The sequence below is a fragment of the Microcoleus sp. Pol7_B2 genome, assembly GCF_036701035.1.
Lineage (GTDB): Bacteria > Cyanobacteriota > Cyanobacteriia > Cyanobacteriales > Microcoleaceae > Microcoleus.
On the sequence record NZ_JAUBQB010000011.1, the window covers coordinates 69,384 to 82,125 of the forward strand.

The following is a 12,742-nucleotide window of genomic DNA, read 5'->3' on the forward strand; positions in this document are numbered from 1 at the left end:
TGATATCATCGAATAGTAAATTTATTAAAATTAATTTCTATGATTAGCTTGGGCTTCTGGAATGTAATTATTTTAATTGCTGTCGCTTTGATTGTAAAATTTAATTGGCAATTAAATAGCGAAAAAACAGCATGGCAAGATTCTTTGTTTTTAAACCATCCTTCGATTAAAAGGTTGACTCATTTTTTTCGTCAACCGATGGTTAACTTTATTTTGCAAGCAGTTATTGTATTAGTTGTCACCCGATTTCTCTGTTATACCGGTTGGTTGGTTTACAATCTGACTACCCGACCCGATCCGCCTTACTGGGATTTTAAGTGGTTTTATGTCGCGAGTAAGTTAGCCCATGAGCATTTGAGTCCCTTTAATGTAGAAGTATTTAACAGCGGTTTCTGTAGCATCACAAAAGTGTGTGGGTTTATTCCATCTTTTGTTTATCCACCTAATATCATTCCTCCCCTCTGGTTTTTGGGCTATTTCCCGATGAAGACTGCATTTACAATCTGGACTTGGCTGCATCTTATTGCCACAGGTTTTGTTTTATGGGGAGCGAATATCTTGTTGGTGTCGCACTCACGAGCTGTTCGGACTATTTGTAGTATATCAGTTGCATTCCTCTACGGTTTTGTCTTCGATCTTCAAGTTGGCAATGTGGCAACTTTTATTGCGGTTCTGCTGTTATGGATGTTTATTTATGCTAGAAAAAATCTGGATGTAATTGCAGGAATTTTATTAGGTGTTGCCCTTTTTAAACCAACTTTAGTTATATTGTTTCTTCCTTATTTTTTCATCAAAAGACGGTTTCAGCTAGTTTTTATATCTCTAGTCACGGTAACTTTTTTGGCAGTTATAGGTCTAGCTGTAACGGGCAATTCCTTAACAGGATTTATACAGGATGCGACTCGTGGATTTCCACTCTGGCTCAACGATCCATCGAATAATGCTTATATTTCTATGAGTCGCCTTGATTTAAGGGTTATGGGGCCGAGATTTTTCCCCGATAGTCCCTTCGTGGCGAAGCTATTTTCTGACTTGATTATTCTGGTGCTAGTTGGTTTATTGAGTTGGTATTTTTACAAAAAACAATCTGGCAATGCTTGGTCAAAAAAGGTTGACTTATCTGAAATGGTGCTAATTTCTACTTTGAGTATTGCTATCAACTATTCACAGCCAACCAGTTCTGTGATGTTAGCACCGGCGGTGGTTTTTTTGCTGAATGATTTATGTTTTCAGATTAAAAATTGTGCCTTCTCTAGGCAAAGAATGTCGGTTTGGTTATTGGGGGTTGGCTGTGTCATGGTGCAAACCGCAGTGATTCATGGCGGGCTGTTGGTGTTTCTAGGAAAGCGGTGGAACTGGAAGGGGGGGGAATTGCCTTATTTGTTTAAAGTAACTATTTTTTCACTACCGAGTTATGCGATTTTAGGCCTTACGTTAAGTGTTTTAGTCTTAGCGATTACATCTCTTTCGTTTGGTGATTTGGGGGATTCCCAAACCGATAGACAGCATTGTTAATCTACCAAAATCAGTCTTGCTCGTTGCTGTCGCTTTTCTGTTGCTGCGATCGATCGTCGCTTTGAATTCTCCCCTCAGATTTAGCCTCATCTACTGCTTCTTGAATTAATGTCAACACCATATTCGAGACCGGCCGATAATGCGATTTGGCTAACCGCTCTAGGTCTGCTTTAAGTTCTTCTGGAAGATATACAACTATTCTGGGGAGTTTTGCTGGCAAGGCTGTTGTTTGTGCTTTTACTGCCCTATTGTACCTTTTTTTGACCTCTACAGTATCAATTTTACCCTCAAGGGTTGACTCGGAGTGCATACCGTGATACTTTAGAGTGAACACAAAACAAAACCCCCACCGCTCAGAGTTGCAATCGTTCGGTGGGGGCTTGAACTCCCATATTTAGGAGGAAACTCTATGATATCACCGCCAAAGTCAGTTCCCGAACTACTCCGGGAAGAAATTCCTGATGTACCTCAAGGTAAGCAACCGATTCGTTTGCTGTTGTGTGGCGTTCCCAAAGCGGTAGACAGCATCGTTAATCTGTTGCACGTTTTAGGTTTTGCAGAAGTTGGGGAATGGAGCCCGCCTCTACCATCGCCTCTAGCGGGTGAGGTGATTCGGATTTTAACCCGTTACTGGAAAGAGTAATCTTTGAGGGCGATCGCACGAATTGAAAAAGTGCGATCGCCGATTAACTCACTTCCAAAAGTTGACTCAAAAACTCAATAAAATTTGCCAAAGCAGGAACCTGCTTCTTTGTCTGTTCGCTCACCCAATTATCATCAGCAATACTGGTTGTATTAGTCTTCCCAGGTTTTAGAACGCTGACAACAGTAGCAACTAAAGCCTTCCGATCATCAAACGGCCCCCAGTGATTTTTTTGTTCCTCAGACAGTCCATTCAAATAAGCCAGCCCGCAATTCATAACTTCAGGATAGACAACGTTGCCGCACTCGCACAATAAATTATCTAAAACACCTTGCTGCTGATTATCTGGCAAAACATAAATTCCTGTTCGCGGTGGCCCTTCCTGACAAATTCCCGCCTGATTTGGAAATCCAGGAAAATCATTCTGAAACTGCTGATAATATTCTCTAGCAACAGTATCAGGATGCTTCTTGTCAGAATCAGCAACTATTCCAAAGGCTGCAATATCTGTTTTATATTCAGGATGGTTAGCAAAACTTGCTTTAAGATTTCTTCCCAAATTGCTACCCTCCCCAGAATAGATAGCCACAGAAAGAGTCTCGGTCAACAAAATAGAAGGCATATCAAGACGCTTGTATAAGTTTCCCTGTCTGGGATAAGGAGGTATGAAATTGCGCCAAAACGGCTCTAATTTCGATTCTTGTCCGTCAAAAGATTGAAACCCGAGGAACTTCAGCACTTTGCCTACAAATGCTTGATCTTGTGGGCCTTCTACTCCGATGAGTGCGTAACTGCGGTTCACCTGCGAACCTCCTGTCCCAACTCATCCCGAACTATATGGAGTGTTTCTCTATCTAACCGAATAGCTTTAGTTTGTGACTCCCGTTTCTCTAAACGATAAAGAACTAAGTCTGTCTCCGAATCGCTAGCATCCAACATCGCATCAACTGTTTCTAAACTATGGGTAGTTGCAAATAACTGAACATTCATTTGCTTGCACCACTGCACAATCCAAGCAAATGAACTGCGAAGTGCTTCAGTATGAATTGCTGTTTCTATCTCATCAATTAGCAAAACTCCACCTCTGACTTTTGTCAGCGTTAGAGCAATAAATAGCAAGCGACGTACTCCATCACCAAAAGAACTTAATGGTGAAATTCCCACCTGTTTGTGGTCAATATAGAGACTGCTACGATTGCCGCCATGCGAGAGAATCACTAAATCAATAATTCCTGAATCCATCACTTGCAATAGCTTAATCACTTCCGGCTTAAAACGCTGAAAAATAGCTTCTGAGAGCAAGCCAACCTGTGACTGTTCTATGCGGTGAGAAAAAGGTGTCACAGTATCTACTGACAGCATTGCATCTGAGCGAATTCGCCGATTCGTTAAACGCTCATTTTCCCAAATTTCAAAAAATTCAGATAATTCATTTGGTGAATCCGATATAATAGCTTTCAGCTCTATTTCTGCACCTCGCAGAGTATTATCAAATCCAAGATCGTCTGAGGATTGACTTTCGTCATCATCCGATAATTCCACTCCCTCAAATTCTTGGTAAATTGCCCTCGACTCTCTCACTGAAAACTTACCATTACCAGAAACACGAGTTTCCATTTGGTAAAAATCCAATTGTTCTTCTTCTTTATTTTGAGGAAACAGCCATTTTAGTGCCTCCAGTCTTGGCTTGCGAGAATATTTGATTTCTCGCCGCCACGATGTGTTAAGCCATTCCAGCGGATCTAAGGGGCGACAATAGGTTGATATCGCCTCTAAAACACTGGTTTTACCTGAGTTATTCCCACCAACCAATATGTTGATTTGACCCAAGTCCTGCAAGGTTAAATCTCGCAGGCCTCGGAACCGATGAATGGTTAAATTGTCAAGGTGTTTCATCATTATGATTTAGGCATTTCAACTGAGAGGCTTCGCTTCTTCTCTCAGCATGACACATCGGCTTTGCCTAAGTCCCCATTCGCTTATGACTTCGGCGTATAAGTCGATCGCACTTGCAACTCCTTCAACTGCTTCTCATCCACACCAGACGGCGCATTCGTCAGCAAACAACCCGCCTGCTGCGTCTTCGGAAACGCCATCACATCGCGAATCGATTCCTCACCAGCCAACAGCATCACCAACCGATCCAAGCCGTAAGCAATACCTCCGTGGGGCGGAGTTCCATACTCAAACGCATCCAACAAAAAGCCAAACTTATTGTAAGCTTCCTCAGTCGATAAGCCGATCGCCTCAAACACCTTTTCCTGAACATCCCGCTGATAAATCCGCAGAGAACCGCCGCCGACTTCTGTGCCGTTTAACACCAAATCGTAAGCTTGAGCTCTCGCAGTTTTCAAATCATTAATATCGTCAGGATGCGGCGCAGTAAACGGGTGGTGCAAAGCTTCCAAACGCTTCTCGTCAGCGTTCCATTCAAACATCGGGAAATCTGTCACCCACAGCAGATTCATCTTGTCTTTGTCAATCAATCCCAATTCGTTACCCACGAACAAACGCAATCTATCCAAAGTCTTATTGACAGTTATCGCGTCAGCCGCAGCAAATAACAACAAATGACCTGGTTGCGCGCCGGTGCGATCGAGCAATTCCTGTTTTTGCGCTTCCGTCAAATTATCCTTAATAGCGCCGATCGTATCAATTTCGCCATTATCCCGCACGCGAATGTAAGCCAATCCCTTCGCACCGGCTTCGCTGGCTTCCCTAAACAAATCGCCGCCCGGTTTAATCCGCACGTTAGAAATAGCATCATTCCCGCCCGGAATCGGCAAGACTTTCACAATTCCGCCCGCAGCAACCGCCCCGGAAAATACCTTAAATCCCGAATCTTTCATCAAATCGGAAACATCGACTAACTCCAAACCGAAGCGAGTATCCGGTTTGTCGCTACCGTAGCGATCCATCGCTTCTGCGTAAGTCAAACGCGGGAAAGGACAAGGCAATTCAACGCCTTTGACAGTTTGGAAAATATGGCAGACTAAACCTTCATTTAAGGCAATTACTTCTTCCACAGACATGAAACTCATTTCCATGTCCAATTGCGTAAATTCTGGCTGTCTGTCGGCGCGCAAATCTTCATCGCGGAAACATCGGGCAATTTGATAATATCTATCAAAACCAGACACCATCAACAATTGTTTGAACAACTGCGGCGACTGCGGCAAAGCATACCATGCACCGGGAGTGACGCGGCTGGGAACTAAATAATCTCTTGCACCTTCGGGAGTCGCCCGAGTTAAAATCGGCGTTTCAATTTCCATGAAACCTTCGACATCTTCCAGGTGGCGGCGCATAGCTTTGACAACTTGGTGGCGAAGCTGCAAATTGCGACTCATACGATCGCGCCGCAAGTCCAAATAGCGATATTTCAGGCGCAAATCTTCCCGCACACTTTCATTTTCCGCCGTCGCCACCTGAAACGGTAACTGTTTGCGAACCGCATTTAACAACTCAATTTCGTCAGCGTAAATTTCCACTTCACCCGTAGGCAATTTCGGGTTGAGGGAATCTGCGGGGCGGCCGGTGACTCGCCCGGTAATTTTAAGCACGTATTCGCTGCGTAAAGCCTCAGCCCCGTGATAGGAATCGGGGGTGCGTTCAGGATCGCTGACAATTTGCACGATACCCGATCGATCGCGCACATCCAGAAAAATCACCCCGCCATGATCGCGGCGGCGATCCACCCAGCCGTAAAGGGTGACAGTCTCTCCGATGTGTTCGCTTCGCAGTTCGCCGCAGTAGTAACTTCTCATAATTGGGGGTTGTGGACTAAAAATAAAGCTTTTTAATTATGCAGTATGCCTGAAACTTCTGCTGAATGCAAATGCACGCACGATCGCCATTAGCTTTGGAATTAATTCCAAAGCTAACTACCCTAACAACCCGCTGGGAGTTCCAAACCCCCGGCTGGCCCTTCTAGGAATCCCCGCGATCGCTGTGAGACTTGTCAAAAAACGCCGTCAGCGAGTTCCATGCAGACTTAGCCGCATCCGTCAAGCGAGTGCCGATCGACTCAATTTGTTTCACAATAAGGTGCCAATTCTTTTCAGCTTCCGTGTGAATGTGGTCAACAGCTTGTTCGATGCGATCGCGTTCGATCAATTTATTTTGTTCCACCGCTTCTCGCGCTTGTCGCACTGCTTTCAAATAAGCTTCGCGACTGACTTCGCCGGCATCTTGCACCTGCGCTTGCGCCCGCGTTTTAATCGCATCTACCACCAGCCAATTTTTCTCAGTTTCTTTTTTAATCAGCCTGACTGCTTCTGTGAATCTCTCGTGGGCGAGATCCTTATTTTCTTCGATCGCCCCGGAGGCCTTATTTACAGCTTTTAAATAAGCTTCGCGGGTGAGTTCGCCCGCTGCTTGCACTTCGGCGGTGGCGCGTTTTTTAATTGCTTCAAACAGCGCTGCAGTTTCTGCGATCGCCTCATCAGTCGCGTCGGGCATCTCTTGTTTGACGAGCTCCGTCGTTTCGAGAGTTGCCTCTAAAATTGGTTCCTCGGTTACTTTTGGATCTGTCATATCAATCTTCTCCTTTGGTAGTAAACATTGTCAAAAAATCTCACAGTCCCTGGATGCAGACTTGGTAGGTGTAGCGCCAGAAGGAATTGTGGTCTTTTATACAAACTTTGTACGTGTAGCGCCAGAAGGAATTCTGGCATTTAATAAGAACTAGGCAATTCTTGTTCCAGCTTTATCAACTTTTGTATCCGCGCTTACCTAGTTGGAATGACCTCAGTTCTATTACATTATATCTACCAAAGTTGCTCTCGTGTGTAGGATACCGCCAAATTGCAGGTACGGTTTAGCGCACTTAAATTTGTGATAAGTCTCTATAACTAAAAAAACACACACTAATAAACTTGGTTTCTCAACACAATAAAACAGGCAAATTTAAGAGTTTCAATTTTCCAACTGCAAATCTTCGTTTTCGTCCGTATATAACAAGTGGTGACATCTTTGAGCGTGCAGTAAAGATTGAGGAAATTCGTACTGTGATAAGAGCACCTCTTCGAGCGCAACTTTCATTTGATTGGCGCAGATATGTGGAGGCACTTTGCCCATTCCCGTACCCATGCCGGGAATAGCGATAGTTCCAATGATATGTTTGACTGGCGTTCCATCTGGGACTGAGCCAAATTTTACGAGAGTCAAAATAGCGCGGGTTGCTAGATAAACATTTACTGTTTCTCTTAAAACTGTGGGAACGCGCATAATTGGTGCAGCTATTAAATAGGGAATTTCAGGATGATCGGTGTCTACAATTTCTGCCATTCCTACTAAGAGTTCGCCGTGATGTCGAGCCTGAATTAGTTTTTGCAAGCGTTCAAGAACCTGCCCTCCAAAATATTCCGAAATTTCTAACTCTAAGCCCTCGTCCATGAAACCAAAACTATTCCCCGGACTAACAATAGCATCGCATTTCACATCAAATATTGAACCGTGATGTATCTTTACATTTTCCATACTGCCGCAAGTGCTTTCCCACGCTCTAACTAAACCATCGTCTAAGGTAGCCAGCACAATTTGCATAAATACTCTCTCTTATTTTTAATTGCGAACAGCTAGAGCGATCGCCAATTTAATCCTACAATACTTTACATAAGTCGGCTGAATCTAAAATTCATCTCAATTTCAACTAGCAAATGTCCAAGATCTGTATGCTGCAAGACCCGAATCTGCGCCACCCTATCGCAATTAGTTTAGGTGCCGTTGCCGGCGCTTTGAGCCGATATTATATCACCTTGTGGTTTGCCAGCCGTTTCGGTACGGTTTTTCCCTACGGAACTTTTTTTATTAACATCACTGGTTGCTTAGCTATGGGATTTTTTATTACCCTCGCTTTTGAACGAGTGCCGACTATTCCGTCGGAAGTGCGCTTAATGGTAGCAACGGGCTTTTTGGGTGCTTATACTACTTTTTCAACTTACGGTTTAGAGACGAATGTCTTGTGGCGCGGTCGAGCTTACAGCATCGCCGCTTTTTACTGGGCAGGCAGTGCCATACTAGGAGTAATTGCAGTTCAGTTAGGCATCATTTTAGCGCGATCGGGCAAATAAATAATATCGGTTTGTGCAAATAATACCAGTTTAAAAAAAGAATATAACTGTAGGCAAACTCTCCACCCATACAGCATCAGTCAGTCGATTTTAGCTCAGGATTGTGGACAATACCTACGATATTTTTTGAGCGCACACACCCTTAAAATAATAGAGGGAAAGCTTTTAACGGGGTTGCTACCCTCTCAGGTTTAGGTGTGGTGATATGTACTGCATCGTGTTTTCCGGCTGACGGGGTAAAGTCTTCAAGCTGTTTCCCTATCTTGTTTTCAGTTTACTCTTTCTCGGTTCAACTCACGTTTAATAAATAATGCTTATGGCGCTCCGATATAGCTGTTGTCAAAAGAACGGTTGAGGATTTAAACAGCGTTTGGTGCGTTTATGCTCGTACATTAGTTTGTCAGCCTTTGCTAGCAATTGTTCTAATAAAACTTCATTATTTAAATCCCCAAACTCCACACCAAGACTTATTGATATATAAGCTCGCTCGGAGTGTTGATTAAAGCGATCTATATTTTCTTGCAGCCGAGCCTGGAAATTAATAGATGAATCACCCGAAAAGTTAGGAATAAATAAAGCAAATTCATCTCCGCCCAGTCGAGCCACAATATCCGCCTCACGAAAGGTTTGCTTCAATATTTGAGCGGCGTCAACGATTACTCTGTCTCCCATTTCGTGTCCTAAAGTGTCGTTAATCTTTTTCAAACCATCTAGGTCAGCGAACAAAATAAAATAGGATGTTTGCGTGCGTCGAGCAATTTTTAGTTGTTGATCGGCTAGTAAAAAGAAGCCTCGTCGGTTATATAATCCAGTTAATTCATCGGTCACGGATAGCTGCCTTACTTCGGCTTCTGCCCTCAGACGTTCTTGGATTTCGTGTTCTAAACGTTGATTTTGTTCCAGCAGTTGTTGGCGTTGCTGCTGGATGAGTAATTGATTTTTTACTCGCATCAGCACTTCCTGCTCTTGAAAGGGTTTGGTAATATAGTCTACGCCACCCAGTTCAAAGGCTCGTACCTTGTTTTCCAGTCGTTCGAGCGCACTGATAAAAATAACCGGTATCTGATCACTCGCTTCCGATGCTTTTAACTTTTGGCAGACTTCGTACCCATTCATCTCTGGCATATTGATGTCAAGTAAAATCAGACTCGGTGGGTCGCGATGAACACCTTGGAGTGCCATTCTCCCGTTGAGGGCTTTACGCACAATATAGCCCTGTGACTCTAGAATTTTGGCTAACAAGCGCAGATTGTCTGGGGTATCATCCACGATGAGAATATTCGTTTGGGCCACAAGTTTGAATAGATCTGTCATGTTCTTATTCCTAAATCTGGGTGAGAGTTGCGATCGCTTCAAGCTGAAAGTTATCGACCAGAGATGTCATCGCCGCGATGAAATCTCGTTTCTCCTTGGGAATTTGAGCGATAAGTTCATAAAGCTTATTATCACTAAGATCTAATGCTGCTTCATGAACTTCTGCAATCCACTGAGTGGGCATGGTTTTCAAGTCGGGAATAAATATCTTTGGTGGCGAAGCTGATAAATCTCGCGGAACTTTTTCGGCGTAGCAGTAGCGCACACCCAAGTGATGAGCTATTTTGTCGAAAAGTGTGTCTTCAGTAAACGGCTTGGCAATGTAGTCATCGCAACCGATTTGCAGGCTGGCGATACGATCGTCTTCAAAAGCATAGGCAGTGAGGGCAATGATGCGTGTAATTTGTCTGTTGTCCTGTGACATTTGCCCTGAGTTATCTGCTGATGACCCATGACTAATGACTAATGAGTCTTGTGCTCGAATCTGTCTCGTGGCTTCATAACCATCCATGACAGGCATTTGAATGTCCATCAAAATCAGGTCAGGGTGCCAGGCCTGCCAACGAGCGATCGCCTCTACCCCATTTTCCACCGCACACACATCAAACCCAACTGACTCCAGCAGTGTCACCAGCAGTTGCCGATTTTCTGGAACGTCTTCTACTACTAGAATTCGGTAGATAGGTTGCCCAGGTTCGATCCTGATAACCCGAGCGCTAATTTCAGGTTCCTCTAAATCAACGGACTCTGGTAGTTCCAAAACGACTTGGCAGGTAAAAGTCGAGCCTCGATTGAGGGTGCTTTGCACGGTGATATCGCCTCCCATCAGACGCGCAAACTCACGACTGATAGACAGTCCTAAACCTGTTCCTCGATCGTTGCGACCGCGATTGGTTTGCATGAAAGCGTCAAAAATTGATTCTAAATCTGAGGGAGAAATGCCAGGTCCGGTATCCTCAACTTCGAGACACAGGGTAATAGTTGGTTTAATATCCGGTGGATTAGTGGCGCGATCGCAATTTGTACTCGATGGCATATCATCTGATGAAAAAGCTCGTCCGCGCAGGGCTATGGTTCCTGTTGTTGTAAATTTGAGCGCGTTCCCCAGCAGATTAATCAAGATTTGGCGAAGTTTTGCTTGATCGCCACAGACATAACGCGGGACAGTAGCATCCCACTCGCTGCTCAGATGTAACCCTTTCTCAGGCGCTTTGATGGTGAACATCTCGTTAATAGAACCTAGCAGTCGATGCAGATTAAAACAGCTTTTACTCAGTACCAATTGCCCTGCTTCAATCCTAGACATTTGCAAAACATCGTCGATCAATGTCAGCAGGTGTTCTCCACTACGGGTAATGATCCCTAAATGCTCTTGAAATTCTTCTGGGATATAGGGGCTGCGGTTCATAAGCTGGGTAAATCCCAGAATGGCGTTGAGTGGGGTTCTGAGCTCGTGGCTCATGTTGGCCAGGAACTGGGTTTTGGCACGGTTGGCTATAGCTGCCCTTTCTGCAGCGTGTTCTAGGGCAGCTTGCGAAAATTCTAACACCGCCAGCATGAGGATATGTCTCATTTCGGCTGCAGCTTCTAACTCTGCAATTTGCCACGGATAAGACATTTCCCGCACTGTCTCTTGCCACAGTTCAAAGGATTTGCGGGGACACAGGTGCATTTTTCCAATTTCGTCGATCGACACAGCATCCTGTGGATTACCTGCCCAGTTTATGGTTTGAATTTGTTCCGGTCGGAACCAAAGGATATGGTATGACTTTTGTTTGGCGTAGCAGAGGAAGATTGAGATTGCTAAAACACCGCTAGCTCGCTCTTTGAATTGCTTGGCTTGGGGATACAACTGAGACAAAGAAGCTGTTGCAAACACTCGTTCTTTGTTGTGTTGCAGCAACCATTGCACGAGTTCGTCAACCTCAGCTTCAGATGGTGTTTGACCCACCAATGTCAGACGACCATCGAGCAGAATTGCAGCTCCCTGAGCATGAACTAAATCTAGCAATTGAGAAGCATTTTCGGTCAATACCTGTTCGATAAAATTAGACTCTCGCCGGAATGCCTGCTGAAGTTTATCCTGAATAGTTTTAGCCTGCGATCGGTAAACGTTCAATTCTCGCTCTTGCTGATGCACCAGTTCGATCGAGGCAAATTGTCCTAAAAATTCACAGCTTTTGCGAGTTTCGTAATCTACCAATCGCGGACTGTAATGGTGACAGGCAATTAATCCCCAGAGGCGCCGATCGTCAATTAACGAAATCGTCAGTGTCCCAGCCACTCCCATATTCTGTAAATATTCAATGTGGTAGGGAGATACTCCCCTTAACACACAAGCACTGAGATCCTGGGGTGTATTGGTTAGGGGATGGTTGGTGGGAATTAGGGGGGCAGGGGTGTAATTGATATTGGGAATTTGGCGCACCCAATTGCTGTAAAACAATTTGCGGGCGGGTACGGGAATATCGATCGCCGGGTAATGCAATCCCAGGTAGCTTTCTAGATAGCTTTCTTTCTCTTCAGCAATCACCACCCCATGGTCATCGGCTTCAAAGCGATAAATCATCACGCGATCGAATCCGGTCATGGCTTTTACTTCTCTAGCAATGGTTTGAGCTAAATCAGAAAGACCGAACGCACTGCGAAAGTTGAGGATAACTGTTTGCAGACGCTGATAAAAATCCATTGAATGATTATTTTCAATAGTCAATTGGGGTTCTAGTTCCAGAATTAACTCATCTGGTTGCTGATGCAGTGTGCTTCTAAATGTTTGAATTTGACCGTCTTTTAGAGGTATTTTCAGCTCAAAACTATTATTAATTTTGAGCTTTTCTTGATTGAGATACCTAACAATTTCTTGTACTTGCTCGTGACCAAATAACCATGGCAATGGCTGACCTAGCAATTCGGCGACAGAAATGCCAAAAAACACTTCTACATTGTCACTTACTTGTAAAATATTGAGGCTTTTTTCTTGCAGCAATAAAACTATTCCGTGGGGCTGAATATGACCGGGAGCATAAACTGATTCTTCACTGCATTCCTCTAGATTTGTTAAATCGAAAGGATTAATTGGGGAATTTCTGGGTATTTTATGAGGCATTTTAGAGAGTAATTATCAATAAAAATTAAGGAGTCTTTTGGCAAACCTTACCAACAATTAAATTTAAGTGTTGTTGGCAGATTCCTAATT

11 protein-coding genes are annotated in these 12,742 nt (G+C 44.1%); 3 read left to right on the forward strand and 8 right to left on the reverse strand.

The window, feature by feature from the left end; translation table 11 throughout:
- Positions 1-198 precede the first annotated feature (198 nt).
- A complete protein-coding gene (locus QUA57_RS06850) occupies positions 199-1,515 on the forward strand; it encodes a glycosyltransferase family 87 protein (protein ID WP_333060126.1) in 1,317 nt (438 codons plus the stop codon).
- Between the two features lie 10 nt (positions 1,516-1,525).
- On the opposite strand, the gene QUA57_RS06855 is transcribed toward QUA57_RS06850, so the two are convergent.
- Positions 1,526-1,735: a ribbon-helix-helix domain-containing protein gene (locus tag QUA57_RS06855; protein ID WP_333042524.1), complete on the reverse strand. Its 210-nt coding sequence runs from the start codon at positions 1,733-1,735 to the stop codon at positions 1,526-1,528.
- 189 nt (positions 1,736-1,924) lie between these two features.
- Between QUA57_RS06855 and QUA57_RS06860 the strand changes: the two genes are divergently transcribed.
- Positions 1,925-2,158: a hypothetical protein gene (locus QUA57_RS06860; RefSeq protein ID WP_190733091.1), complete on the forward strand. Its 234-nt coding sequence runs from the start codon at positions 1,925-1,927 to the stop codon at positions 2,156-2,158.
- A 43-nt stretch (positions 2,159-2,201) separates the two neighbouring features.
- On the opposite strand, the gene QUA57_RS06865 is transcribed toward QUA57_RS06860, so the two are convergent.
- The 5 genes from QUA57_RS06865 to QUA57_RS06885 form a co-directional block, all read right to left on the reverse strand.
- Entirely contained in the window at positions 2,202-2,960 is a 759-nt protein-coding gene (locus tag QUA57_RS06865) for a DUF3226 domain-containing protein (RefSeq protein WP_333060084.1), read from the reverse strand.
- Positions 2,957-4,057: an AAA family ATPase gene (locus tag QUA57_RS06870; RefSeq protein ID WP_333060085.1), complete on the reverse strand. Its 1,101-nt coding sequence runs from the start codon at positions 4,055-4,057 to the stop codon at positions 2,957-2,959. The genes QUA57_RS06865 and QUA57_RS06870 overlap by 4 nt, the downstream gene beginning before the upstream one ends.
- A gap of 80 nt (positions 4,058-4,137) precedes the next feature.
- Positions 4,138-5,925, reverse strand: a complete 1,788-nt coding sequence (gene aspS, locus QUA57_RS06875) for an aspartate--tRNA ligase (protein ID WP_333060086.1) — start codon at positions 5,923-5,925, stop codon at positions 4,138-4,140.
- Between the two features lie 163 nt (positions 5,926-6,088).
- Positions 6,089-6,694: a hypothetical protein gene (locus tag QUA57_RS06880; protein WP_333060087.1), complete on the reverse strand. Its 606-nt coding sequence runs from the start codon at positions 6,692-6,694 to the stop codon at positions 6,089-6,091.
- 381 nt (positions 6,695-7,075) lie between these two features.
- A complete protein-coding gene (locus tag QUA57_RS06885) occupies positions 7,076-7,705 on the reverse strand; it encodes a macro domain-containing protein (protein ID WP_333060088.1) in 630 nt (209 codons plus the stop codon).
- Positions 7,706-7,818: 113 nt separating this feature from the next.
- Between QUA57_RS06885 and crcB the strand changes: the two genes are divergently transcribed.
- Positions 7,819-8,232 carry a fluoride efflux transporter CrcB gene (gene crcB, locus QUA57_RS06890; protein ID WP_333060089.1) on the forward strand — a complete coding sequence of 138 codons (414 nt, stop codon included), beginning with the start codon at positions 7,819-7,821 and terminating at the stop codon, positions 8,230-8,232.
- A gap of 339 nt (positions 8,233-8,571) precedes the next feature.
- Here crcB and QUA57_RS06895 read toward each other — a convergent pair whose 3' ends face one another.
- Positions 8,572-9,546 carry a diguanylate cyclase gene (locus QUA57_RS06895; RefSeq protein WP_333041958.1) on the reverse strand — a complete coding sequence of 325 codons (975 nt, stop codon included), beginning with the start codon at positions 9,544-9,546 and terminating at the stop codon, positions 8,572-8,574.
- Positions 9,547-9,556: 10 nt separating this feature from the next.
- Complete coding sequence (locus QUA57_RS06900; RefSeq protein ID WP_333060090.1) at positions 9,557-12,652, reverse strand: response regulator; 3,096 nt, start codon at positions 12,650-12,652, stop codon at positions 9,557-9,559.
- Between the last annotated feature and the right edge of the window lie 90 nt (positions 12,653-12,742).